At 67.8% G+C, this 24,640-nt stretch carries 23 protein-coding genes; 9 read left to right on the top strand and 14 right to left on the bottom strand.

Annotated features, from left to right (window positions below; genetic code table 11):
* Positions 1-52: 52 nt before the first annotated feature.
* The 10 genes from ACFSCU_RS09505 to ACFSCU_RS09460 form a co-directional block, all read right to left on the bottom strand.
* Entirely contained in the window at positions 53-670 is a 618-nt protein-coding gene (locus tag ACFSCU_RS09505; protein WP_180551056.1) for a LapA family protein, read from the bottom strand.
* A 107-nt stretch (positions 671-777) separates the two neighbouring features.
* Positions 778-2,361 (bottom strand): malonate--CoA ligase, encoded by a 1,584-nt coding sequence (locus tag ACFSCU_RS09500; protein WP_180551055.1) that lies wholly within the window; start codon positions 2,359-2,361, stop codon positions 778-780.
* Between the two features lie 23 nt (positions 2,362-2,384).
* Positions 2,385-3,182 (bottom strand): enoyl-CoA hydratase/isomerase family protein, encoded by a 798-nt coding sequence (locus ACFSCU_RS09495; protein ID WP_180551054.1) that lies wholly within the window; start codon positions 3,180-3,182, stop codon positions 2,385-2,387.
* Between the two features lie 3 nt (positions 3,183-3,185).
* Positions 3,186-4,166, bottom strand: a complete 981-nt coding sequence (locus ACFSCU_RS09490) for a Bug family tripartite tricarboxylate transporter substrate binding protein (protein WP_180551053.1) — start codon at positions 4,164-4,166, stop codon at positions 3,186-3,188.
* A 41-nt stretch (positions 4,167-4,207) separates the two neighbouring features.
* Entirely contained in the window at positions 4,208-5,599 is a 1,392-nt protein-coding gene (locus ACFSCU_RS09485) for a malonyl-CoA decarboxylase (RefSeq protein ID WP_333706733.1), read from the bottom strand.
* A gap of 178 nt (positions 5,600-5,777) precedes the next feature.
* Positions 5,778-6,605 (bottom strand): prolipoprotein diacylglyceryl transferase, encoded by an 828-nt coding sequence (gene lgt / locus ACFSCU_RS09480; protein WP_257646187.1) that lies wholly within the window; start codon positions 6,603-6,605, stop codon positions 5,778-5,780.
* A 97-nt stretch (positions 6,606-6,702) separates the two neighbouring features.
* Entirely contained in the window at positions 6,703-7,146 is a 444-nt protein-coding gene (gene atpC, locus ACFSCU_RS09475; protein WP_333706732.1) for an ATP synthase F1 subunit epsilon, read from the bottom strand.
* Entirely contained in the window at positions 7,146-8,039 is an 894-nt protein-coding gene (gene atpG, locus ACFSCU_RS09470; RefSeq protein WP_180551051.1) for an ATP synthase F1 subunit gamma, read from the bottom strand. The genes atpC and atpG overlap by 1 nt, the downstream gene beginning before the upstream one ends.
* A 64-nt stretch (positions 8,040-8,103) precedes the next feature.
* The gene (ilvD, locus tag ACFSCU_RS09465; RefSeq protein WP_180551050.1) at positions 8,104-9,963 is read right to left on the bottom strand and encodes a dihydroxy-acid dehydratase; all 1,860 of its coding nucleotides are present in this window, start codon (positions 9,961-9,963) and stop codon (positions 8,104-8,106) included.
* A gap of 130 nt (positions 9,964-10,093) precedes the next feature.
* The gene (locus tag ACFSCU_RS09460; RefSeq protein WP_180551049.1) at positions 10,094-10,348 is read right to left on the bottom strand and encodes a TIGR04438 family Trp-rich protein; all 255 of its coding nucleotides are present in this window, start codon (positions 10,346-10,348) and stop codon (positions 10,094-10,096) included.
* Between the two features lie 107 nt (positions 10,349-10,455).
* On the opposite strand from ACFSCU_RS09460, the gene ACFSCU_RS09455 reads away from it, so the two are divergent.
* Together ACFSCU_RS09455 and ACFSCU_RS09450 are read left to right on the top strand one after the other, a co-directional pair.
* On the top strand, positions 10,456-10,767 hold the full coding sequence (locus tag ACFSCU_RS09455; RefSeq protein WP_180551048.1) for a c-type cytochrome: 312 nt from the start codon (positions 10,456-10,458) through the stop codon (positions 10,765-10,767).
* Positions 10,768-10,921: 154 nt separating this feature from the next.
* Complete coding sequence (locus ACFSCU_RS09450) at positions 10,922-11,233, top strand: c-type cytochrome (protein ID WP_180551047.1); 312 nt, start codon at positions 10,922-10,924, stop codon at positions 11,231-11,233.
* Positions 11,234-11,319: 86 nt separating this feature from the next.
* Here the strand turns inward: ACFSCU_RS09450 and acs are convergent, their stop codons facing one another.
* Both acs and fumC read right to left on the bottom strand, forming a co-directional pair.
* Positions 11,320-13,302 carry an acetate--CoA ligase gene (gene acs / locus ACFSCU_RS09445; protein ID WP_333706726.1) on the bottom strand — a complete coding sequence of 661 codons (1,983 nt, stop codon included), beginning with the start codon at positions 13,300-13,302 and terminating at the stop codon, positions 11,320-11,322.
* 395 nt (positions 13,303-13,697) lie between these two features.
* Positions 13,698-15,101: a class II fumarate hydratase gene (gene fumC / locus ACFSCU_RS09440; RefSeq protein ID WP_180551046.1), complete on the bottom strand. Its 1,404-nt coding sequence runs from the start codon at positions 15,099-15,101 to the stop codon at positions 13,698-13,700.
* Positions 15,102-15,196: 95 nt separating this feature from the next.
* Here fumC and ACFSCU_RS09435 point away from each other — a divergent pair, with 95 nt between their 5' ends.
* Together ACFSCU_RS09435 and murI are read left to right on the top strand one after the other, a co-directional pair.
* Entirely contained in the window at positions 15,197-16,747 is a 1,551-nt protein-coding gene (locus ACFSCU_RS09435) for a fumarate hydratase (protein WP_180551045.1), read from the top strand.
* The gene (gene murI, locus ACFSCU_RS09430) at positions 16,744-17,631 is read left to right on the top strand and encodes a glutamate racemase (RefSeq protein WP_377560534.1); all 888 of its coding nucleotides are present in this window, start codon (positions 16,744-16,746) and stop codon (positions 17,629-17,631) included. The genes ACFSCU_RS09435 and murI overlap by 4 nt, the downstream gene beginning before the upstream one ends.
* Before the next feature lie 6 nt (positions 17,632-17,637).
* On the opposite strand, the gene ACFSCU_RS09425 is transcribed toward murI, so the two are convergent.
* Positions 17,638-18,939, bottom strand: coding sequence for an MFS transporter (locus ACFSCU_RS09425; protein WP_308645868.1), 1,302 nt, complete (start codon positions 18,937-18,939; stop codon positions 17,638-17,640).
* 236 nt (positions 18,940-19,175) lie between these two features.
* Positions 19,176-19,802, bottom strand: a complete 627-nt coding sequence (locus ACFSCU_RS09420) for a DUF6806 family protein (protein WP_377560532.1) — start codon at positions 19,800-19,802, stop codon at positions 19,176-19,178.
* A gap of 260 nt (positions 19,803-20,062) precedes the next feature.
* On the opposite strand from ACFSCU_RS09420, the gene ACFSCU_RS09415 reads away from it, so the two are divergent.
* The 5 genes from ACFSCU_RS09415 to ACFSCU_RS09395 all read left to right on the top strand — a co-directional run bounded on the left by ACFSCU_RS09415 (position 20,063) and on the right by ACFSCU_RS09395 (position 24,238).
* Positions 20,063-21,268, top strand: a complete 1,206-nt coding sequence (locus ACFSCU_RS09415; protein ID WP_377560530.1) for a tyrosine-type recombinase/integrase — start codon at positions 20,063-20,065, stop codon at positions 21,266-21,268.
* Positions 21,265-22,428: a PDDEXK nuclease domain-containing protein gene (locus ACFSCU_RS09410; RefSeq protein WP_167814581.1), complete on the top strand. Its 1,164-nt coding sequence runs from the start codon at positions 21,265-21,267 to the stop codon at positions 22,426-22,428. The genes ACFSCU_RS09415 and ACFSCU_RS09410 overlap by 4 nt, the downstream gene beginning before the upstream one ends.
* A gap of 325 nt (positions 22,429-22,753) precedes the next feature.
* Entirely contained in the window at positions 22,754-23,260 is a 507-nt protein-coding gene (gene radC, locus ACFSCU_RS09405; protein ID WP_241349770.1) for a RadC family protein, read from the top strand.
* A 283-nt stretch (positions 23,261-23,543) separates the two neighbouring features.
* Entirely contained in the window at positions 23,544-23,894 is a 351-nt protein-coding gene (locus ACFSCU_RS09400; protein WP_019372677.1) for a DUF2958 domain-containing protein, read from the top strand.
* A gap of 65 nt (positions 23,895-23,959) precedes the next feature.
* Positions 23,960-24,238, top strand: a complete 279-nt coding sequence (locus ACFSCU_RS09395) for a hypothetical protein (protein WP_019372676.1) — start codon at positions 23,960-23,962, stop codon at positions 24,236-24,238.
* The last annotated feature ends 402 nt before the right edge of the window (positions 24,239-24,640 follow it).

Below are 24,640 nucleotides of genomic sequence, written 5' to 3'. Positions count from 1 at the left end.
CAGGTCGATTTGACCTGAAGCCCTTGTTGTTTAGTGAGGGGCCGCGGTTCGATCAGCGCGGCACGGCCGTCCCGATGGGGTCTTCGTCGGTGCTTTCCGGCGGCTGCACCGGCGTGCCGGTGATGGCGGGGCGCACGCTGGCCGGCGCTGGCACATAACCCGCCAGACCTTCGCGCAGGCCCATTTCGAGGCGGTCGACGCGCGCATGCAGATCGCGGTTGTGGCTTTCCACCGCCTGCACCAGGCGACCGACTTCCAGGTCCACCGGACGATCACGCAGCCCCATCTCGGCACGGTCCACGCGGGCCAGCGTTTCGCGCGTGTGGTTGTCGATGACTTCGGACAAGCGCGCCACCTCCTTATCCAGGTGCGCGCGCAGGTCGGTGAAGCGCGAAGCCTCGGCCTTGTCGGCCAGTTCGCGCTGGGCCGTCAGTTCCTTGGCGTGGCGGCGCGTTTCCATCAGCACCGTGCCCTGCGTGTAGGCGATCAGGCCCACGAACACCACCGACAGCAGCGCCATCAGGCCCAGCAGCACCAAGCCGAGCGGCGCGCGGATCTCGGTGAAGATCAGGTTGAGGTCGGTCGGCATGGTCATCGCCGTCCAGTTGACGCCGATGAACGCCACGATGGCGGCGCCGATGATCAGCAAAAGCAGTGCTCGCAGCGACATGCAGTTTCCTTCGCGTAGTGTGTGTTCTTCTGGCCTGCTACAAGGCGGCCGTTCGGCAACGAGTTTACCCGCGCCCCCGCGCACCCCCTGTCAGCCAACGCCGTCAGTCACGACCGGTCGAACAGCGCCTTGTACTGGTCGCGCAGCAGGTTCTTCTGCACCTTCCCCATGGTGTTGCGCGGCAGTTCGCTGGCGATGAAGCAGCGCTTGGGAATCTTGAAGTTGGCCAGTTTCGCTTTCAGCGCACCAACCAGCCCATCGGCATCCAGCCTGGCGCCCGGCTTGGCGATGACCACCGCCACACCCACCTCGCCAAAATCCGGATGCGGCACACCGACGATGGCGCTCTCGGCCACGCCCGGCATGTCGTTCAGGTAACCCTCGATCTCGGCCGGATACACGTTGTAGCCGCCGCTGATGATCAGGTCCTTGCTGCGGCCGACGATGGTGACGTAGCCGCGCGCGTCCTGCAGGCCCACGTCGCCGGTCTTGAACCAGCCGTCGGCGGTGAACTCCTCGGCTGTCTTCTCGGGCATGCGCCAGTAGCCCGAAAACACGTTCTCGCCCATCACCTGGATGTTGCCGATCTCGCCCTCGGCCACGGGCTGGCCGGCGTCGTCGCGCACGCGCACGCCGACACCCGGCAGCGGAAAACCCACCGTGCCGCCGCGCCGCTCGCTCTGGTTCTGATAGCGACCGTCGGCGCTGTACGGGTTGCTGGTGAGCATGATGGTCTCGCTCATGCCGTAGCGCTCGAGGATGGTGTGGCCGGTGCGCTCGCGCCATTCGTTGAAGGTCTCGAGCAGCAGTGGCGCCGAGCCGCTGATGAACAGCCGCATGTGCGCCGCCTGCTGCTTCGTCAACGCAGGCTCGGCCAGCATGCGCACGTACAGCGTGGGCACGCCCATGAACACGGTGGCGCGCGGCAGATCGGCGATGACTTTCTTCGGATCGAACTTGCCGTGCCACAGCATCTTGCTGCCGTTGAGCAGCGCGCCATGAATGGCGACAAAAAGGCCGTGCACGTGGAAGATGGGCAGCGCGTGGATCAGCACGTCGCCTCGGCCTTCAGACCCTCCGGTGGCCACCCAGCCCCAGTAGTCCTTCAGCATCACCGCGTTGCTCAGCAGGTTGCCGTGCGACAGCATCGCGCCCTTGCTGCGGCCCGTGGTGCCGCTGGTGTACAGGATCGCGGCCAGGTCGTCGGCCCGTTTCTGCACCGGCGTCTGGCGGTCGCTGCAGTGCGCGGCGCGGGCCAAGAGGCTGCCGCTGCGGTCGTCGTCCAGCGTGAACACGTGGCGCGTGCCGGCCTGGAAGGCGATCTGGCTGACCCATGCGAAGTTCTTGCCCGTGCACACCACCACCGCCGGTTCGGCGTTGCCGATGAAGTACTCGATCTCGGCGCTCTGGTAGGCGGTGTTGAGCGGCAGGAACACGAAGCCCGCGCGCAGCGTGGCCAGGTACAGCACCATGGCCTCGACCGACTTCTCGACCTGCACGGCCACGCGCGGCGGCACGCCATCTTGCGACTTCGGAATGTCGAGCGACTGCAGCAGGTTGGCCACCATGGCAGTGGCGCGGTCGAGATCGCGCCAGGAGTAGGCCAGGCCGTTGTCGGTCTCGACGGCGATGCTGTCCAGGTCGGCGGGAAAGGCGGCGCGCAGGGCGGAAAAAAGGTTCTGGTTGGGCATGGCGGATGGGACGGGAATCGAAGTCAGAAACGTGCCGGGCGCTTGCTCAGAAAGGCTTCGATGCCTTCACGGTGCTCGGCGCTGTCGGCGTAGTCATAGGCGCTTTTTACTATATTATCAATAGCTGCTTGCGCAGTATCCACGGGCGCTGAGGCCTGATTCAATGCCCGAAACGTCTGCTTGTTCAGGCGCGCTGCCTGGGGCGCCAGCGTGGCGATGCGGCGCGCGCGCTCCAGCGCATGGGCCTGCAGATGCTCTGGCGATTCGACGCGGTGCAGAAAGCCGCGCGCCTTCATCTCGGGCGCGCCCAGCACGGCGGCCTCCAGCAGCAGCTCGCGCGCCGTGGCCTCGCCGGCCACGCGCGCCACCAGCTGCGCCTCGCGCGGCGCCATCGGAAAGCCGAGCTTGGCAATGGGCGCGCCGAACTTGGCGTCGTCGGCGGCAACGCGGATGTCGCAGGCGCTGGCGATCTCCACCCCCGCGCCCATGCAGTTGCCCTCGATGGCGGCGACGATGGGCACGTCGCAATCCAGCACGGACTGCAGGCCGCCCCACACCGCGTCCTCGTGGAAGGCGCGCAGTTGCGCGACGTCGAAGCGGAAGTCGGGGTACTCGGCAATGTCGCCACCGGCGCAGAAGTGCGCGCCCGCGCCTCGCAGCAGCACGCAGCGCCAGTGGGTGGCGGCCTGGATGCGGGTGAACACGTCCTTCAGCTCGCGCCACATGGCGCGCGACATGGCATTGAACTTGGTGCGATGGGACAGCGTGACGACGGCGATGCGCCCGTCGCCGTCGCTGTCCAGCGCTACGTGGCCTGCCAAGCGCTACTCCAGCTTGGCGCCCGAGGCTTTCACCACCTCGGCCCACTTGCGGATTTCGCCGTGGATCAGCTGCGCGAACTGCGGGCCGGCCACGTTGGGGAAGGCCGCGCCCTGCTTGTCCCACACGGCCTTGGCCTCGTCGGCCTGCACGCTCTTGCGGATCGCCTCGATGGCCGCCGCCTGGGCATCCGCCGGCATTCCCTTGGGCGCCCAGATGCCGTACCAGGTGCTCACCTTGTAGTCGGGCAGGCCCACCTCGGCGGCGCTGGGCGCGTCGGGGATGGCCGGGTTGCGCTTGTCGCCCGCCACCATCAGCGCCTTGATGCGGCCACCGGCGATGTGCCCGGCCGACGAACCCAGGCCGTCGAAGGCCATGTCCACCGTGCCGGCGATCAGGTCCTGCAGCGCCGGGCCGGCGCCGCGGTACGGAATGTGGGTGATGAAGGTCCTGGTCTGGATCTTGAACAGCTCGCCCGCCAGGTGGTGCACCGAGCCGGCGCCGGCCGAGGCGTAGTTCATCTTGCCCGGGTTCCTGCGCAGGTGCTCGATCAGCTCCTTCGCCGTGGCCTGCGGCACGCGCTTGGGGTTCACCACCAGCACCTGCGGCACGCTGGCCACCTGGATCAGCGGCACGAAGTCCTTCTCGATGTCGTAATCCAGCCGGGGGTACATGCTGGGCGCCACCATGTGGTGCGCGCCGCCCATGAACAGGTGATAGCCATCGCCCGGCAGCTTGGCCGCCACCGAGGCGCCCAGCGTGCCGCCGGCGCCGCCGCGGTTGTCGATCACCAGCGTCTGGCCGGTCAGCTTGCTGAACTGCGCCGCCAGCGGGCGCGCGAAGGCGTCGGTGCCGCCACCGGCCGGAAACGGCACGATCATATTGACCGGCTTGCCGGGCCAGCCGGCTTGCGCCCGCACGGCCAGCGGCAGCGCGCAGGCGGATGCGGCCATCATGATCTGGCGGCGGCGGATGGAAAAGCGCATGGTTTCAGTCTCCTGTCGTGGTTGTATTCAAGGGGCAACCATCAATCTTGCAGGCTTTGCACGGCGCTCGATACCGGGATTTGTCCCTGTGCCAGTTGCACGCGGTGGCGGTCCAGGCGCTTGAGGTCGTACAGGTAGTTGACCATCAGCCCGTAGGACTGCTTCAGCCCCTTGGCGGATGGGTCGGCCAGCCAGTTGAGCCGCTCCACGCGCGCGCCGTTGCCGAGGTGAAAGCGCGCCACGGCGTCCAGCGGGCGGCCATCGGGTGTCAGTTCGCTGCCCAGGTAGCGCGCCGCCGCGGCCAGCAGCCAGCGGCGCAGGGCGGATTTTTCGCCCAGCTCGGCGGCCTTCTCCAGCGCGGCGGTGATGTCGGCGGCCTTCAGCTCGGTCTGCTGCAGCTCGCGCGCCAGCGCCTGGCGCGCCCGCGCGGGCATGGCCTGCAGCAAATCGTCGGCGTGCTTGCCCAGCCAGCCGCGCAGGCCGGGGATGGGCGACAGCGTGGCGAACACCTTGAGCTGGGGGAATTCGGCGCGCAGGGTTTCGACCACGCGCTTGATCAGCGAGTCGCCAAAGCTGACGCCGCGCAGCCCGGTCTGCGTGTTGCTGATCGAATAGAAGATGGCGGCGGTGGCCTTGTCCAGGTCGGCGGCGGCGGCTTCCTCGTCCAGCAGCGGGGTGATGCTGCCGGCCATGTCCTTGAGCAGCGCCACCTCGACGAAGATCAGCGGCTCGCCCGGCAGGCGCGGATGGAAGAAGCCATAGCAGCGCCGGTCCTCGTCGAGCCGGTTCTTGGCGTCGGCCCAGCTGCGGATGTCGTGCACCGCCTCGTACTTGATGAGCTTTTCGACCAGCGACGCGGGCGAGTGCCAGCTGATGCGCTGCAGTTCCAGAAAGCCGACGTCGAACCAGCTGGAGAACAGGTCTTCCAGCTCGGCATCCAGCGCCAGCAGGCGCTTTTCGTGCCGCAGGTGCGGCAGCAGCTCGGCCCGCAGATCGACCAGAAAGCGCACGCCCTCGGGGAAAGCGGCAAAGCGCTGCAGCAACCGCGTGCGGGGCGAGGCGAAGGCCTTGCGCAGGCGCACTTCGGCACGGGCTTCCTCGTCGGTGCCGCGGGCGGCGTCGTAGGCGTCGTGCGCGGCCTGGATGGCGGACGGATCGGGCGGGAACTGCTCGCTCATCAGCAGCCAGCAATCGCGCCGCTGCTCGGGCGTGGCCTGGGCGTACCAGCCGGCCACGCCGGCAGCGCGGCGGCCGCCTTCGACGTCGCTCACCGCCGGGTCGGCCACGTTCTGCAGCTCGCGCAGCGTGCGCCGCAGCACCCAGGGCGACAGCGCCTCGCCCTGCCGGCCCAGCATGGCGCCGAGGCGTTCGCGGGTGGTGCGCAGCTGGCGGGTCAGCGCTTCTTCCAGGCCGTTGGTGGTCTTGTCGGTCATGGCTGTTCGTGGCGCGGGCCAGGGCGGAAGCGCCCGCTGGCGCGGTCCGTGCCGTGTGGCTTGCAAGCGAAAGACATGCGGTTGTTCACTCCTGAAAAATGAGCTGCTTGCGCTTGTTATACAATGATTTCAGATACAAAAAGACCTGAAATCTTTTATTAACGGGCGCAAGCAGCTCCTATTTTTGATAGGCCAGCGCTGCATCGTCGCGCCGCGTGGCCCAGAGCCACATGGCCGCGCCGGCCACGATCATCGGGATGCACAGCCACTGCCCCATGCTCATGCCCAGCGCCAGCAGGCCCAGGTGGGCGTCGGGTTCGCGGAAGTATTCGGCGATGAAGCGGAACACGCCGTAGCCGAACAGGAAGGCGCCGCTCACCTGCCCCATCTTGCGCGGCTGGCGCGCGTACAGCCAGAGCAGGATGAACAGCAGCACGCCTTCGAGCAGGAACTGGTAGATCTGCGACGGGTGGCGCGGCGCATCGCCCGCGCCGCGGAACACCATGCCCCAGGGCAGCGACGGATCGGCCACGCGGCCCCACAGCTCGCCGTTGATGAAGTTGCCCACGCGGCCCGAGGCCAGGCCCAGCGGCACGCAGGGCGCGATCAGGTCCGTCACCTGCATCCAGGGCCGGCCGCGCGAACGCGCCCACCACATCATCGCCACGATCACGCCCAGCATGCCGCCGTGAAAGCTCATGCCGCCCTGCCAGATGTAGAAAATCTCCAGCGGGTGCGCGGCGTAATAGGCCGGCTTGTAGAACAGGCAGTAGCCCAGCCGCCCGCCGGCGATGACGCCGACCACGCCCCAGAACAGCATGTCCTCGATGTCGCGCCGCGTCCACGGCGCGGGCAGGGTGATGCTGGCGAACGGCTCGTGCCGCAGGCGCCGCGTGGCCAGGAAGAAGAACAGCGCGAACGCGACCAGGTAGGTCAGGCCGTACCAGTGAATGGCCAGCGGGCCGATCTGGATGGCGATGGGGTCGATTTGGGGGTGCATCAGCATGGGCTGGATTATGTACAGCCCCTGGTGACGCTGACCCTTGGCGCGCCGCGCCCTTGTGCGAACGGCCGCCACCCCGGCAGTGCGCACGGCGGCGCGGTCACCCCCGCCGATCGCGCATGGCGGCGGCGAAAAAACGCACCAGCTCCGCGTCCAGTTCGGCCCGCACGGCGGCCGCGCCGATGGGCCGCTCGGCAAACGGCACGTGCACCGATGCCTGGCGCCGCGCCTCGGCCATGCGGTCTTCCTCGGCCTGGGCGTCGCGCCCGGCGTAGTCGGCCAGCAGCGTCACGCCCCAGGGCGCCACCTCGACGATGCCGCCCATGACCTCGATCGTCCGTTCGGGCCCCGCCACGGGGCGGATCAGCAGCCGGCCCGGCGCAACCTCGGTCAGCAGCGGCGTGTGGTGCTGCAGCACGCCCAGATAGCCCCACACGCCGGGCACGCCGACGTAGCGGACCTGGCCCTCGAACAGCGATTCGTGCAGCGTCGACACCTGCAGGTGAAAGCCGGGCGCCCCGCCCGTGGTGACAGGCTCGGCCATCACCCGCTCCGCAGCGCGTCGGCGCCCGCCACGATCTCGGCCAGCTCGCGCGTGATGGCCTCCTGGCGCGACTTGTGGTACTGGTGCGTCAGCTCGTCGATCATGCGGTCGGCGTTGTCGGTGGCCGCCTTCATGGCGGTCATGCGGGCGCTCTGCTCGCAGGCGGCGTTCTCGACGATGGCGCGGTAGATCACGGTCTCCACGTAGCGCAGCAGCAGCGCGTCGATCACCGGGCCGGGCTCCGGCTCGTACAGGTAGGGCACCGCCACTTCGCCCGCGTGCACCGCGGGCAGCTCGGCCAGCTCGCGGCTGAACGGAAGGATGCGGGCCAGCACCGGCTCGAAGCTGAGCGCGTTGATGAAGCGGTTGGTGGCCACGAACAGCTCGTCGATGCGGCCGTCGATGAACTGGTGCAGCGGCACCGCCGCGGCGCCCATCAGCGCGGTCACGTCGTCGGGCGCCAGGTCGGCCACGCCCACGGCCTGCGCCACGATGCGCGCGCCGGCGCGGCGCATGGCGCCCAGGCCGCGGGCGCCGATCACCGTCACGCTCACCTCGCGCCCTGCCGCCTGCCACGACAGCATCTGCGTGATGCACATGTGCAGCAGCCGCGTGTTGAGAGCGCCGCACAGCCCCTTGTCGGTGGTCACCACGATCATGCCCACGCGGTGCGCGGGCACGCGCTGCGCCATCAGCGGCGAGCGGTGGTCCTGGTGCTGCTCGAGCATGCGCGCCACAATGCGGAACAGCGACTGGCTGTAAGGCCGCACCTGCCGCGCCCGCTGCTGCGCCCGCCCCATGCGGATGTAGGCGATGCGCTGCATGGCGCTGGTGATCTGCCGCGTCTTGCCGACGGCGGCAATGCGCTGGCGAATCTCGCGCGCCCCGGACATGTGCTCACGCACCCGTGCACATGCCTGCGCATGCGGCGTGGATGCGGCTCCGCCTCAGCCGGTTTCAGTCGCCCAGCATCGACAGGTCGCGCACCGCGCCCTTGTCGGCCGAGGTGGCCAGCAGCGCGTAGGCCTTCAGCGCGGCCGACACCTTGCGCGGGCGCGGCTGCGCGGGCTTCCAGCCCAGCTTGTCCTGCTCGGCGCGGCGACGCGCCAGTTCCTCGTCGGACACCAGCACGTCGATGCGGCGGTTCGGGATGTCGATGCGGATGCGGTCGCCGTTGCGCACCAGGCCGATGGTGCCGCCGGCCGCCGCCTCGGGCGAGCAATGGCCGATCGACAGGCCAGAGGTGCCGCCCGAGAAGCGCCCGTCAGTCAGCAGCGCGCAGGCCTTGCCCAGGCCCTTGCTCTTGATGTAGCTGGTGGGGTAGAGCATCTCCTGCATGCCGGGGCCGCCCTTGGGGCCTTCGTAGCGCACCACCACCACGTCGCCGGCTTTCACCTGGTCGTTCAGGATGTGCTCCACGGCCTCGTCCTGCGACTCGACCACGTGGGCCGGGCCTTCGAACACCAGCAGGCTGTCATCCACGCCCGCGGTCTTGACCACGCAGCCGTCCAGCGCGATGTTGCCGTGCAGCACCGCCAGGCCGCCCTCCTGCGAGAAGGCGTGGTCCATCGAGCGGATGCAGCCCTGCGCGCGGTCGGTGTCCAGGCTGGGCCAGCGGGCCGACTGGCTGAAGGCCACCTGCGTGGGCACGCCGCCCGGCCCGGCCTTGTAGAAGGTCTGCACCGCCTCGGCGGGCTGGGCCATCACGTCCCATTCGGCAAGCGCGGCACCCAGCGTGGGCGCATGCACCGTGGGCGTGTCGGTGTGCAGCTTGCCGGCGCGCGCCAGCTCGCCCAGGATGGCCATGATGCCGCCGGCGCGGTGCACGTCCTCGATGTGGTACTTGTCGGTATTGGGCGCCACCTTGCACAGCTGCGGCACCACGCGCGAGAGGCGGTCGATGTCCTTCATCGTGAAGTCGATCTGGGCCTCCTGCGCGATGGCCAGCAGGTGCAGGATGGTGTTGGTCGAGCCGCCCATGGCGATGTCCAGCGTCATGGCGTTCTCGAACGCCTTGAAGCCGACGCTGCGCGGCAGCACGCGCTCGTCGTCCTGCTCGTAGTAGCGCCTGGTCAGCTCCACGATCAAGTGGCCGGCGCGCTTGAACAGCTGTTCGCGGTCGGCGTGCGTGGCCACCACGGTGCCGTTGCCGGGCAGCGACAGGCCCAGCGCCTCGGTCAGGCAGTTCATCGAGTTGGCGGTGAACATGCCCGAGCACGAGCCGCAGGTGGGGCAGGCGCTGCGCTCGATCTCGGCCACGTCGGCGTCGCTCACGGCGCTGTCGGCGGCCATCACCATGGCGTCGATCAGATCGAGCTTCTTGAACTGCACCGGTGCCGTGCCGGGCACGGCCAGCTTGCTCTTGCCGGCCTCCATCGGCCCGCCGGAGACGAAGATGACCGGGATGTTCAGCCGCATCGCCGCCATCAGCATGCCGGGTGTGATCTTGTCGCAGTTGCTGATGCACACCATGGCGTCGGCGCAGTGGCCGTTGACCATGTATTCCACGCTGTCGGCGATCAGGTCGCGGCTGGGCAGGCTGTACAGCATGCCGTCGTGGCCCATGGCGATGCCGTCGTCGATGGCGATGGTGTTGAACTCCTTGGCCACGCCGCCGGCGGCCTCGATCTCGCGCGCCACCAGCTGCCCCATGTCCTTCAGGTGCACGTGGCCCGGCACGAACTGCGTGAAGCTGTTGACGACGGCGATGATGGGCTTTTCGAAGTCGCCATCCTTCATGCCGGTGGCGCGCCACAGCGAGCGGGCACCGGCCATGTTGCGGCCAGCGGTGGAGGTTCTGGAACGATAGGTGGGCATGGAGCAGATCCGTTGCAAGCAGGAAAACCGAAACTGGGCCCGCCGGCCCCAAAGCCGCCGAGCCCGTTGATTATGGCTTTCCGTGCTGGCCGCCGTGCGCCCTGCCCCGGCTGCCGCGCCTTGGTCGATGTCAGCGGCGGCGGGGCGGCGCGGTTTTCGGCTTCTGGCCGATCGCCTCGCGCTGGCGGTTGATGCGGTCGAGCTTGCGCTGGTCTTCCCGCTCCATGGCCTTGCGCTTGGTGTAGCCCGAGGCATCGGCCCAGGTCCACCACAACGCGGCCCCGACGAAGGGCGCCAGCACCAGCCACCACGACCAGGTGGCCACCGGACCGATTTCCTGCCACTTCATGAGCAACAAAATGATGCCGAGGCCCAACAGATACATGGTTTATCCTTGATGTGCGCCAGTTTTAGAGTTCCCTCAGGTCAACCGGCAATCCTAAAATCGCGTTGAACCACTGTAGCGCAACTACCCATGATGGAGATATGACGATGAAGCGTGTTCTGTTGACTTTTGCCGCCCTGGCCGCTGTCACCGCTGCCGCACCGGCGATGGCGGACGAAGCACTGGCCAAGGCCAAGAACTGCATGGCCTGCCATGCCGTTGACAAGAAGCTGGTGGGCCCCGCCTACAAGGACGTGGCCAAGAAACATGCTGGCGATGCTGGCGCCGTGGATCTGCTGGCTGGCAGGATCATGAAGGGCAGCTCCGGCGTCTTCGGCCCCGTGCCGATGCCGCCCAACGCCAACGTGAACGCCGACGAGGCCAAGAAGCTGGCAACCTGGGTGATGAGCCTGAAGTGATCCGGCGTCATCCGGCCCTGGTGCCGGCTGCCTGAAAAAGACCGCACAAGTGCGGTCTTTTTTCATGGTGTCTTGCCGGTTTCTCCGACACCGGCGGCTGAAGACGGCAGCCTAGAATCGTCGACAAATTGTCCGACCAAAAACAGGAGAGCGCATGAAGCACCTTGCATGGGCCTTCGCCACCGCACTCGCCGCGGCGGCCGCACCGGCCATGGCCGATGAGGCATTGGCCAAGGCGAGGAACTGCATGGCCTGCCACGCCATGGACAAGCGGCTGGTCGGCCCCTCCTACAAGGACGTGGCCAGGAAGTACGCGCCGGACGGTGGTGCTGCCGTCGACAAGCTGGTGCAGAAAGTCCTGAAAGGCGGCTCCGGCGTCTGGGGTGTGGTGCCGATGCCGCCCAACGCCGGCGTCAACGACGCAGAGGCCAGGAAGCTCGTGGCCTGGATCCTGACGCTCGAGTAAGCCGATCCCGGCCGCCTCTGCGGCCTGGCCGCCCAAGAAAAAAGCCCGCGCAGTGCGCGGGCTTTTTCATGGCGACGGTCGCGGCATCAGTAGGTCTGATCCAGCTGCGTCAGGATGGCCGGGTTCTCCAGCGTGCTGGTGTCCTGCGTTATCGCCTCACCCTTGGCCAGGCTGCGCAGCAGGCGCCGCATGATCTTGCCCGAGCGCGTCTTGGGCAGGTTCTCGCCGAAGCGGATGTCCTTGGGCTTGGCAATGGGGCCGATTTCGTGCGCCACCCAGTCGCGCAGTTCCTTGGCGATGGCCTTGGCCTCGTCGCCGTGCGGCAGCGGGCGCTTGAGCACGACGAAGGCGCAGATCGCCTCGCCCGTGGTCTCGTCGGGGCGGCCCACCACGGCGGCCTCGGCCACCAGGTCGGTCTTGGCCACCAGGGCCGATTCGATTTCCATCGTGCCCATGCGGTGGCCCGAGACGTTCAGCACGTCGTCGATGCGGCCGGTGATGCGGAAGTAGCCCGTCTCGGCGTCGCGCACGGCACCATCACCCGCCAGGTAGTAGCCCTTCAGCTCTTCGGGGAAGTAGCTCTTCTTGAAGCGCTCCGGGTCGTTCCAGATGGTGCGGATCATGCTGGGCCAGGGCTTCTTGATGACCAGGATGCCGCCCGAGCCATTGGGCATCTCGTTGCCCGATTCGTCCACGATGGCGGCCTGGATGCCCGGCAGCGGCAGCGTGCACGAGCCCGGCACCAGCGGCGTGGCGCCCGGCAGCGGGTTGATCATGTGGCCGCCGGTTTCGGTCTGCCAGAAGGTGTCGACGATGGGGCAACGCTCGCCGCCGACGTTCTTGTAGTACCACATCCAGGCTTCGGGGTTGATCGGCTCGCCGACGCTGCCCAGGATGCGCAGGCTCGACAGGTCGGATGCGTTCGGGTGCACCTTCTCGTCGGCCTCGGAGGCCTTGATGAGCGAGCGGATGGCCGTCGGCGCGGTGTAGAAGATGCTGCACTTGTGGCGCTCGATCATCTGCCAGAAGCGCCCGGCGTTGGGGTAGGTGGGCACGCCTTCGAACACGATCTCGGTGGCGCCGGCGGCCAGCGGGCCATAGGTGATGTAGCTGTGGCCGGTGACCCAGCCGATGTCGGCCGTGCACCAGAACACGTCCTCGGGCTTGAGGTCGAAGGTCCACTCCATCGTCAGCTTGGTCCACAGGATGTAGCCGCCCGTGGCGTGCTGCACGCCCTTGGGCTTGCCGGTGGAGCCACTGGTGTAGAGCACGAACAGCGGATGTTCGGCATCGACCATCTCGGGCGGGCAGTCGGTGCTCTGGCCTTCCAGCATCTGCGCGAAGGTCTTGTCGCGGCCGGCCACCATGTTGCAGGCGGTGGGCGTGCGCTCGTAGACGAACACGTTCTTGATCGACTCGCAGCCGCCCATGGACAGGGCTTCGTCGACGATGGCCTTCAGCGGCAGTTCCTTGCCGCCGCGCTTCTGGTAGTTGGCGGTGACCACGGCCACGGCGCCGCCGTCCTGGATGCGCTCCTGCACCGCCTTGGCCGAGAAGCCGCCGAACACCACGCTGTGCGTGGCACCGATGCGCGCGCAGGCCTGCATGGCGACGATGCCCTCGATGGTCATCGGCATGTAGATGAGCACGCGGTCGCCCTTCTTGACGCCATGTGCCTTCAGCCCGTTGGCGAACTGGCTCACGCGGGTGAGCAGCTCGCGGTAGGTGATCTTGGTGACGGCGCCGTCGTCGGCCTCGAAGATGATGGCGGTCTTGTTCTCGACCGGCGTGCCCATGTGCTTGTCGAGGCAGTTGGCGCTGGCGTTCAGTTGGCCATCGGCAAACCATTTGTAGAACGGCTTGTTGGAGTCGTCGAGCACCTGCGTGGGCGTCTTGGCCCACACCACATGCTCCTTGGCCAGGCGGCTCCAGAAGCCCTCGAAGTCGCGCTCGGCCTCGTCGCACAGCGCCTTGTAGGCGTCCATGCCGCTGATGCGGGCGGCCTTGACGATGGCTTCGCTGGGGGGGAATACGCGGTTTTCGACCAGAACCGATTGAATGGCGCTCATGCTGGCTTGTCTCCTCTGTTGTTGCCTTAATGCAGAACCTGCTGGCCAGCCACGCAGCGTGCATGGCACCAGCCCAAAACCCGGCCATGATCCGGCCAGGCTCTTACAAAGCTCTGACTGGCGCACTCTAACGCCTGTGGGGGCCAGGCGCCAGCGGCCCGGCGCCTGGGGCAGCACGCGCGGAGAGCCGCGCGCCTGAAGCCTGCGTCCCCGTGAGCGCGGTGCGTCGCCCGGACCCAGCACAGCGCATTAATCAAGCGATAGCAAATTGACGCCATTTATAACTTCAAAAAAAGAAGCTGCTGGCGCCCGTTCATCGGGCGCTGGATGCGTTTTTCAATCATCAAATAATTTGACAAGTCCCCCCCTGCCCTGTCACCGCATCGCGGGCCGGCTCAGCCCTCGCCCGTCATCGCCGCCGGCACCACCCAGGCGTCGAACTGCTCGGCCGTGACGTGGCCGCTGGCCAGCGCCGCCTCGCGCAGGCTCAGCCCCTGCGCATGCGCGTGCTTGGCGATCTGCGCGGCCTTGTCGTAGCCGATGTGCGGGTTCAGCGCCGTCACCAGCATCAGCGACCGCTGCACCAGCTCGTCGATGCGGGCGCGGTTGGGCTCGATGCCCACCGCGCAGTGGTCGTTGAAGCTGCGCATGCCATCTGCCAGCAGGCGCACGCTTTGCTGAAAGTTGTGGGCGATCAGCGGACGGAACACGTTCAGCTCGAAGTTGCCCGACGCGCCGCCGATGTTGATGGCCACATCGTTGCCCATCACCTGCGCGCACAGCATGGTCAGGGCTTCGCTCTGCGTCGGGTTGACCTTGCCGGGCATGATGGACGAGCCGGGCTCGTTCTCGGGGATCGTGATCTCGCCGATGCCGCTGCGCGGGCCGCTGGCCAGCCAGCGCACGTCGTTGGCGATCTTCGTCAGGCTGGCGGCCAGCCCTTTCAGCGCGCCGTGCGCGTGGACCAGCGCGTCGCAACTCGCCAGCGCCTCGAACTTGTTGGGCGCGGTGACGAAGGGCAACTCGGTCAGGCGCGCCAGTTCGGCCGCCGCGGCCTCAGCGTAGCCGGCCGGCGCGTTCAACCCCGTGCCCACCGCCGTGCCGCCCAGCGCCAGCTCGCACAGGTGCGGCAATGCAGCACGGACGTGGGCCTCGGCGTGGTCGAGTTGCGCCACGTAGCCCGAGAACTCCTGCCCCAGCGTCAGCGGCGTGGCGTCCTGCAGGTGGGTGCGGCCGATCTTCACGATGTCGGCGAAGTCGCGCGACTTCTGCGCCAGCCTGCCGCGCAGCTTCTGCAACGCGGGCAGCAGACGGTTCGTGACCGCTTCCACCGCCGCCACGTGCATCGCGGTGGGGAACACGTCGTTGCTCGACTGGCCCTTGTTCACGTCGTCGTTGGGGTGCACCCGCCGCCCTTCGCCGCGCACGCCGCCCAGCAGCTCGCTGGCGCGGTTGGCGATGACCTCGTTCAGGTTCATGTTGGTCTGCGTACCCGAGCCGGTCTGCCACACCACCAGCGGAAATTCGCCCTCATGCCTGCCCGCCAGCACTTCATCGGCCGCGGCGACGATGGCGCCGGCCTTCTGCTCATCCAGCAGGCCAAGCCGCTGGTTGACCACCGCCGCCGCGCGCTTGACCAGCGCCAGCGCGTGGATGATCTCGCGCGGCTGGCGCTCGCCCGAGATGTCGAAGTTCTGCAGCGAGCGCTGCGTCTGCGCGCCCCACAGCCGGTGGGCCGGCACGTCGATCGGGCCGAAGGTGTCGCGCTCGGCGCGCGTGGGGGTGTCAGCGTCGGGCATGGGGCGGCCTGTCAAAATGGCGGGTTCAGGCACGGTAGCAGAGCCGCGAAGCCCCTTGCGCCGCCGCCAGCATTCACACGCTAGAGAGGATCCCCATGAGCACCATCCAGCAGGACGACCTGATCGAATCCATCGCCGCCGCGCTGCAGTACATCAGCTACTACCACCCGGCCGACTACATCCAACACCTGGCGCGCGCGTACGAGCGCGAGCAGTCGCCCGCCGCCAAGGACGCGATGGCCCAGATCCTCACCAACAGCAAGATGAGCGCCACCGGCCACCGCCCGATCTGCCAGGACACCGGCATCGTCAACGTGTTCCTGAAGGTGGGCATGGACGTGCGCTGGGAAGGCTTCACCGGCAGCCTGGAAGACGCCATCAACGAAGGCGTGCGCCGCGGCTACAACCACCCCGACAACACACTGCGCGCCAGCGTGGTGGCCGACCCGCACTTCGCCCGCAAGAACACCAAGGACAACACGCCCGCGGTCATCTTCACCGAGATCGTGCCGGGCAACACGGTGGACGTGACCGTGGCGGCCAAGGGCGGCGGCTCTGAAAACAAGAGCAAGATGGCGATGCTGAACCCCAGCGACAGCCTGGTCGACTGGGTGCTGAAAACCGTGCCCACGATGGGCGCCGGCTGGTGCCCGCCCGGCATGCTGGGCATCGGCATCGGCGGCACGGCCGAGAAAGCCGTGCTGCTGGCCAAGCAGAGCCTGATGGACGATCTGGACATGTACCAGCTGCAGGAGAAGGCCGCCAGGGGCGAGAAGCTGACGCAGGTCGAGGAGCTGCGCCTGGAACTGTTCGAGAAGGTCAACGCGCTGGGCATCGGCGCGCAGGGCCTGGGCGGGCTGACCACGGTGCTGGACGTGAAGATCGCCATGTACCCGACGCACGCGGCATCGAAGCCCGTGGCCATGATCCCCAACTGCGCCGCCACGCGCCACGCGCACTTTGTGCTGGACGGCAGCGGACCGGTCTACCTCGACCCGCCGAGCCTCGACCTGTGGCCCAAGGTGGACTGGACGCCCGACACCGAGAAGAGCCAGCGCGTTGACCTGAACACGCTGACCAAGGAACAGGTCGCGAGCTGGAAGCCGGGCCAGACCCTGCTGCTCAACGGCAAGATGTTGACTGGTCGTGATGCGGCGCACAAGCGCATTCAGGACATGCTCGCCAAGGGCGAGAAGCTGCCGGTGGATTTCACCAACCGCGTCATCTACTATGTCGGCCCGGTCGATCCGGTGGACGGCGAAGCCGTTGGCCCCGCCGGCCCCACCACGGCCACGCGCATGGACAAGTTCACCGACATGATGCTGAGCCAAACGGGCCTGATCGCCATGATCGGCAAGGCCGAGCGCGGCCCCGCCGCCATCGAGGCGATCAAGCAGCACAAGTCGGCCTACCTGATGGCCGTGGGCGGCGCCGCCTACCTGGTCAGCAAGGCCATCAAGACCGCCAAGGTGGTCGGCTTCGAGGACCTGGGCATGGAAGCCATCTACGAGTTCGACGTGGTCGACATGCCCGTGACCGTGGCGGTGGACGCCGGCGGCACCAGCGCGCACATCACCGGCCCGGCCGAGTGGGAAAAGCGCATCGCCAGCGGCGAGTTCAAAGGCATCGCCGTCTCGGCCGCTTGACGCCGCCGCGCCACAGCACCGACCGCGCCGCACCCATCGGCGTGTTCGACAGCGGCATCGGCGGCCTGTCGGTGCTGCAGGCGTTGCGCACTACCTTGCCTGGCGAGGACGTCGTCTACGTTGCCGACAGCGCCCACACGCCCTATGGCGAGCGCAGCGATGCCTTCGTCGCCGAGCGCACGCTGGCCATCGCGCGGCACCTGCGCGATGCGCACGGCGCCAAGCTGCTGGTGATCGCCTGCAACACCGCCAGCGCGGCCGGCGCCCATGCCGTGCGGCAGGACAACCCCGGCTGGCCCGTGGTGGCGATCGAGCCCGCCCTCAAGCCCGCGGCGCACCACACGCGCACCGGCCACGTGGGCGTGCTGGCCACGCGCGGCGCGCTGGCCAGCCGCAAGTTCGGCGCCCTGTGCGATGCGATGCGCGAGACGCACCCGGCCGTGCGGTTCACACCGATCGCCTGCGACGGCCTGGCCTCGTCGATCGAGCAATGGGCGTTGAGCGGCGACGGGGGGCAGAGCCGCCAACTGCTGGACCGTTACCTTGCGCCGCTGGCACCCTTCGGCGGCGAGGGTGATGCCACCGACACCCTGGTCCTGGGCTGCACGCACTACCCGCTGATCCGCGAGCAGATTGCGCACCGCATCCCCGCGGGCGTCACGCTGATCGAGGCCGGGCAGCCGGTCGCCCGCCATGCCCAGCGCCTGCTGCATTCCACCGGCCTGCTGCGCTTTTCACCGGGCCACAGCGTGGCACCGCCGCCCGGGCACCTGCGGTTGCTGGCAACCGGCGCCACCCAGACCCTGCACGCTGCGGCGTTGCGCTGGCTGCCTGGTGCGACTGCCGGGGCGGCAGCACCCGCGGTCGCGACGCTGGCGATCTGACGCCGGTCACACCGGCTGCAGCGCCGCCGCGCGGCCACGCTGCACGTTGATCGGCATCAGCGCCAGCAGGCCCAGCACGAACAGCAGCGCGGTGGCCGCAATGGCCACGCGCTGGTTGCCGCCGGTGACCCAGGTGATGACGCCATACGCCAGCGGCCCGACGATGCTGGCCAGGCGGGTGGAGAAGGTCCACAGGCCGAAGAACTCCGCCAGATTGGCGCGGGGCGCGAACAGGCCCACCATGGCGCGACCGATGGACTGGCACGAGCCCATGCAGGCCCCGGCGATCGCGGCCGCCACCCAGAACTGCCCCTTGGTGGTGGCCAGCGCGGCGATGATGCAGGTGATCACCCAGCCCACCAGCGTGCTGCTCAGCGTCAGCTTGTGGCCGATGCGGTCCTGCAGGTAGCCGCAGGCAAAGGCGCCGGCTGCCGCGGCGACGTTGAGCACCATGATCAGCAGCATCGTCTCCTGCTGCGCGAAGCCGATGATCTGCTCGGCATAGATCGCCGCCAGCGTGATCGCCACCGCCACGCCGCCCTGGTAGGCCATGGTGCAGGTGAGCAGCCAGATGAAATCGCGGTAGCGCCGCGCCTCGCGGAACGTGGCCTTGAGCTGCCCCAGCGCCGCACCGAAGCTGGCCGGCTCGCCCACCGCGGCCACGCCGCTGGCGCGCTCGCGCAGCAGCGAGAACGTGACGCACGCGGCCAGCCCGTAGACGGCGGCCGTGATCCACATCGTGACGGGGACAAACGCCGACGCCGGCTGGCCCTGCGCCTGCGCATGCAGCACATAGGCCAGGCAGCCCGCCAGCGTCAACATGCCGCCGACGTAGCCGAAGGCCCAACCCCAGCCGCTGACCTTGCCCATGGCCTCGGGCCGGGCCAGTTCGGGCAGGAACGCCGCCGTGATCGACTCGCCGTACGAGTAGAAGGTGTTGGAGACGATGATCAGCAGCATCGCCAGCGCCACGCTGCCCGGCCGCGCCCAGGCCAGTGCCGCGGTGCTGACCACACAGGCGGCCGTGACCACCATCAGCGTCTTCTTCTTGGCGCCGCGCAGATCGGCCCACGCCCCCAGGCTGGGCATGGTGAGCATGACGATGGCGTAGGAGATCGACAGCGCCACCGTCCAGGCCAGCGGCGCCCAGTCGGCCCCGCCTGCCACCCCGCCAACGAAGTAGGCTGCGAACACCGCGGTGATGACCACCGTGGTGTAGCCCGAGTTGGCGAAGTCGTACATCGCCCAGCCCAGCAACTCGCGCCGCTGCACGCCGGGGTTCAGTACCTCAGTCGAAAACAAGGCCACGCAAACCACTCCCGCCGGCCAACGTGGCGGCCGGTCGGGGTGCAGCATAACAAGGCGGTGTGAACTGATGACGCGCCTGCGGCGCATGACTTCAGCCTGGCGGCCCTTCAATGACGGCGCTTCGCGCCATGACGAATAACCGCGATGCACCGGTCACGCGCAGCAGGCGCGATCATTCATCATTTCGTCATTGGAGGCGGAGCCGAAATCATGCGCCGCAGGCGGTCATAAAGCGGTCAGTGCAGATGACGCGGGCGGCGGCCACCGCCGTGGCCCGGCGCGCCGCTGCCCGGGCCGCGCGGCGGCTTGCCCAGTTCCAGCGAGCTGGTCAGCGCCGAATAGCGGCCCTGGAACAGCTTGTCGATCTCCGACACCACGCCGCCCAGCTCGGCGCCGTCGAAGTGGCGCTCCATCAGCGCCACCACGTCTTCGACCAGCAGGTCGCGCTGTGCCTGCATGATGGCCTCGGGCGTCGGGCCGACGAACAGCAGCACGAAGTCGTCGCGCGCCTCGCGGCCCTCGTCTTCATCGTCCTCGTCGTAATCGGCGTCGTAGAAGGTGACCTCGATCTGCGAGCCCGCGGCCGACAGTTCGTTGAGGTTCATGCAGAGGTCGTCGAGTTGATGGCGGAAGTCGTCCTCGCCCTGCAGCGTCCAGCACATCTGCAGCAGGTGCTGCTGCGGATCGAAGCGGATGCCGGGCTCGTCCTCGTACAGGCTGGCGGCGCCATCGGCCAGCGAGCGGGCGCCAGCATATTTCCACAGGGGTTTGAGGGCATCCTGCAGGGCGTCGAAGCCCACGTCGGTGCGCAATTTCACGTCGCCATGCACGTGAATCTCGAAAGGTGCGTCGTCGCGACTCATGGCGTTGTCCTGTCGTGTGCGAGTGGTGCCCCGGGCCGGGGTCGAACCGGCACGCTCCCTTTCGGGAAAGCGGCGGATTTTAAGCCAGAGCATGGCATCCGCACCGGGCTACCGATGGGCTTGGATGAGGCTTGCTGTAGCAGGTTTTCCCCCAGGCCAATGCCTTCGATCATATCCCGGTGCGCGATGCAAACCGCCCCGGTTCCCTTCCGCCTGGCTCCTAGCCGGCCCCTGGAATCGGGGCCTATCAGGAGCACCTCATGGCGAAAATCAAACTCACCAAGTCCGTCGTTGACACGGCGCAGGCGCAAACCTGCGACGTGGAACTCCGGGATACGCTCGTTCCGGGCTTCTTGTGCAAGGTTACACCAACCGGGCGCAAGGTCTTTATGGTTCAGTACCGCACGAACTCCGGCGTGCGGCGCAAGCCGGCAATCGGCCAGTTCGGCGAGCTGACGGTCGAACAGGCCCGGTCGCTGGCACAAGACTGGCTGGCCGAAGTCCGGCGCGGGGGCGACCCCGGACTCGACAAGGCCGAGGCCCGCAAGGCGCCGACGGTCAAGGAGCTGTGCGGCCGGTTCGTGGACGATCACTCCAAGCCGCACAACAAGCCCAGCACGCAGGCCGGCTACCAGTACCAGATCGACAGCTTCGTCATCCCAGCCTTCGGCAGCAAGAAGGTTCATGAGGTCACGCGCAACGACATCACTGCGCTGATGAAGCGCATGGAGAAGTCGCCCACCCAGGCCAACCGCGTGCTGTCGCTCGTCCGAAAGATGTTCAACCTGGCCGAACTGTGGGGCTACCGGCCCGATGGCTCCAATCCCTGCCGCCATGTGCCCAAGTACCCGGAAAAGGGTTCGACCCGGCTCATTACCGACGACCAGATGACCAAGCTGTTCGCCTATCTGGAGAAGGCCGAGGCCGAGGGCTTAGAACATCCCATCCACCTGCTGGCCGTCCGGCTGCAATTCGAGTTCGCGGCGCGCATGTCGGAAATCCTGCTGTTGCAATGGGATTGGCTCGACCTGCCCAACGGCCGGGTGGTCTGGCCGGACAGCAAGACCGGCGATATGTCCAAGCCCCTGAGCGCCGAGGCTCGCCGCCTGTTGGAGAGCGCCCCCCACTATGGCGATTCGCCCTACGTTTGCCCTGCGATCCTCGATCACAAGAAGCCGCTAAGCCCCCACTCCTACTATCAGGCGTGGCGGCGCATCCTTGACCGTGCCGGTGTGCCGAAGGTCGGCACCCACGGCATCCGCCACCGCTCGGCGACGGACATTGCCAATTCGGGCGTGCCGCTCAAGGTCGGCATGGCGCTGACAGCGCACAAGACCGTGGCGATGTTCATGCGCTATGTCCACACCGAGGACGATCCTGTGCGCCAGGCGGCCGAGCTGGTGGCGACCCGGCGCCAGACCATCACGAAGGCGCGGCAACGCCAGCCCCAGGAGGCCACGGCATGAGCGCCCGGACGCCCAAAGCAGTAAAAGGCGCTGCCGTGCCTGCCGGCTACGCCGGCATCCACGGCGGCATCGTGGAACTGCTCGATGCCGCCCGCCAGGCGGCGGCGCGCAGCGTCAATGCGCTGATGACGGCCAGCTATTGGGAGATTGGTCGCCGCATCGTGGAGGCCGAGCAACAGGGCAAACGGCGCGCAGGGTACGGCGAACAGTTGATTGCCCGGCTGTCCGCCGACCTGACCGCGCGCTTCGGGCGCGGGTTCAGCCCGGACAACCTGGAGAACATGCGGCGGTTCTTCGCCGCCTATCCCCGGCCGGTGATTTCCGAGGCACTGTCTCGGAAATCGGGCGACGGGCTGCCCGCCGAGAAATCCGAGACAGTGTCTCGGAAATTGGCCTTGGGCGAGCTGGCGCAGGTGTTCACGCTGCCGTGGTCGGCCTACGTGCGGCTGCTGTCGGTCAAGGACGAGCACGCCCGCCGCTTCTACGAGGCCGAGGCGCTGCGCGGCGGCTGGAGCGTGCGCCAGCTTGACCGGCAGATCGGCAGCCAGTTCTACGAGCGCACCGCTTTGTCGAAGGACAAGGCGGCGATGCTGGTCAAGGGCGCTGCGCCTAGGCCGGAGGATGCCGTCAGGCCGGACGATGCGATCAAAGACCCGTATGTGCTGGAGTTCCTGAACCTCAAGGACGAGTATTCGGAATCCGATCTGGAAGCAGCCCTGATCCAGCGGCTGGAGGATTTTCTGCTGGAGCTGGGCGAAGGGTTCACCTTCGTCGGTCGGCAGCGGCGCTTGCGCATCGACCAGACGTGGTATCGGGTGGATCTGCTGTTCTTCCACCGGCGGCTGCGCTGCCTGGTCATCATCGACTTGAAGCTGGGCAGCCTGACCCATGCGGACGTGGGCCAGATGCACATGTATTGCAACTACGCCAAGGAGCATTGGGCGTATCCCGACGAAAACCCGCCCGTGGGTTTGATCCTCTGCGCCGACAAGGGCCACGCGCTGGCGCGGTATGCCTTGGAGGGCTTGCCGACGAAGGTGATGGCGGCGAACTACCGTACCGTGCTGCCGGATGCCGAACTGTTGCAGAAGGAGCTGGAAACCACGCGGCGACTGCTGGAGTCGCGTGCGGCGAAGCAGCTCAAGAAGCTGCCGCAATAGCCGGGCGTCCCGGCGTGCCGCCGTCGGGTTCGCGGGCTGCGCCCCGCGCTTCGTGCCGAATCGCGGCCATTCGGCTTTGACCCCTGACGCCTCCGGCCCTCTCGGGCCTGCGCGCTCCGCTTGCCCCAAAAGCCGACTGTGTGCAGTGGGCGGGTGTGGGCGGTCTTGCTGTTCCCTTCACCGTATCACGGCGTTCTCGCCGTCAAGGGCGGCGCGCGCCATGCGCGCTTGCGTCCTGGCGGCCGTCTGCGACCCCTGACTGCTTGCGCTGCGCCGTGCTGGCGCCGGTTCCGGGCAATTCCGCCCGAGCAACCGGAGCACGATCATGTCGCAACTTTCCCTCTCTCTCGATACTCCGCTGATGGTGCGCGATGGCCGTGGGCGCTATCGGCCGGCGGACGCCGACCAGATTCTGGAAGCCGCGCGCCAGGTCATCGAACAGAAGATGCAGCGCGGCGCCGAGTTCACTTCGCCAGTTGTGGTCAAGGACTACCTGCGCGCCAAGCTGGCCGGCTTCGAGCACGAAGTCTTCGCGGTGCTGTTCCTCGACACGCGCCATCGGCTGATCGACTACGTGGAGATGTTCCACGGCACGATCGACGCGGCCGAGGTGCATCCGCGCGAGGTGGTGAAGCTGGCGCTGCGGCTCAATGCGGCGGCGGTCATCGTTTCGCACAACCATCCGAGTGGGAACCCCGAGCCGAGCGCGGCCGACAAGGCGATGACCGCGCAGCTTCGGCAGGGGCTGGCGCTGGTGGACGTTCGCACGCTGGATCACGTCATCGTCGCGGGAAGCCGTACCACGTCATTCGCCGAGCGCGGCCTGCTTTGACCCTTGGGGGCTTCGGCCCCCTTTTTTTGCTGCGCCCGGCCGCGCGACTCCGGCCCTCGCGGGCCTGCGCGTGCTGCGCACTTGCCGAAAACCGGGGTGCGTGGAGGTGCGAGAGAGGCGGTCTTGCTGTTCCCTTCATCGTGCCACGGCGTTCTCGCCGTCAAGGGCTGCGCGCCGATGGCGCTTGCGTCCTGGCGGCCGTCGTTGACCCCTGACTGCTTGCGCTGCGCCGTGCCCCGGAAGGGTCGGGCAATACCGCCCGGCATCCTTTCAGGAGTTCACCGTGAACAACGCACTCATCACTGACGAGCAGCGCATCGTGCTGCTGGCCAACGGCCGCGAATCCTTGGAGAACCCGGACTTCGATCCGGCACCCGTGGTCAAGCTGTTTACGCCGGACGCCGGCGCGACCTGGCTGCTGACCGAGATTGATCCCGATGACCACGACCACGCCTTTGGTCTTTGTGACCTGGGCCTGGGTGCGCCAGAAATCGCCTGGGTCAGCCTGGGCGAGCTGGCGACGGTGCGCGGCGGGCTGGGCCTGCCGATCGAGCGCGACCTGTCTTTCCGCGCCGAGAAGCGGTTGAGCGCCTACGCGCGCGATGCGCGGCTGGCCGGGCGGATCGCTGTCTGAGCCGGCCCTCGGAGCGCCGCAAGGCGCTCCTTGCGCTTTTCCAACCTTCGCAGGAGATCAATGCCATGAGCAGCCATCACGACTACATCATCGAAATCACTGCGCAGCACGATGCGCTCAAGCCGTTCGCGCCGGAGAACGGCCAGCCCCTGCGCTTCAAGATCGGCGACGCGGTGATCTACACCAACGAGTTTGGCGCGCAGTTCCGGCGCCGCGTCACCGGGTTCTACCAGCCCACCGGGCTGTCGGGTCTGTACGCGCGTGGTGCGCGCTACCTGCTGGACTCGTCATCGCCGTGGATGCCGGTATCGGAATCCAGCCTGCGCCCTGACGACTCGGCGTGATGCCTACGCGCCCCTTGTGGGGCGCTGCGCGCTTCGCTTGCCTCCAGGGAAAGCCCTGCGGGCTATCCCCGCCGCGCGGTGCTTGGCGCCCCTCAAAGACCGCCGAACCGGCTGCGCCGGATCGGCCAGACCACAGCAGTCGTTGTCGAACCTGTTTCCCCATGACTGACGCATGAGCTTGTGCATCGAGCATTGAATGCTGTGCGTCCCCGGCCAAGAAACATGGCCGGTCGCGCTGTCGTGCGCGCTGCGCATCGAGCCGCCTGCGGCGTCTCGCCCCTTCCGGGCTTCCATCGTTCCCTCGCTCCGCTCGGCTGACGCCTCAGGCCCGGATTCCTAGCCCGGATATTTCACGCATGTAGCCAACGGCGTGCGCAGCGGGGCATCGCGGCGCGGATTTGA

Source organism: Ottowia beijingensis (assembly GCF_042680925.1).
In the GTDB taxonomy this organism is placed as follows: Bacteria; Pseudomonadota; Gammaproteobacteria; order Burkholderiales; family Burkholderiaceae_C; genus Ottowia; species Ottowia beijingensis.
Note: the sequence above shows the minus strand (reverse complement) of the source record. Positions and strands in the feature narration are given on the sequence as shown.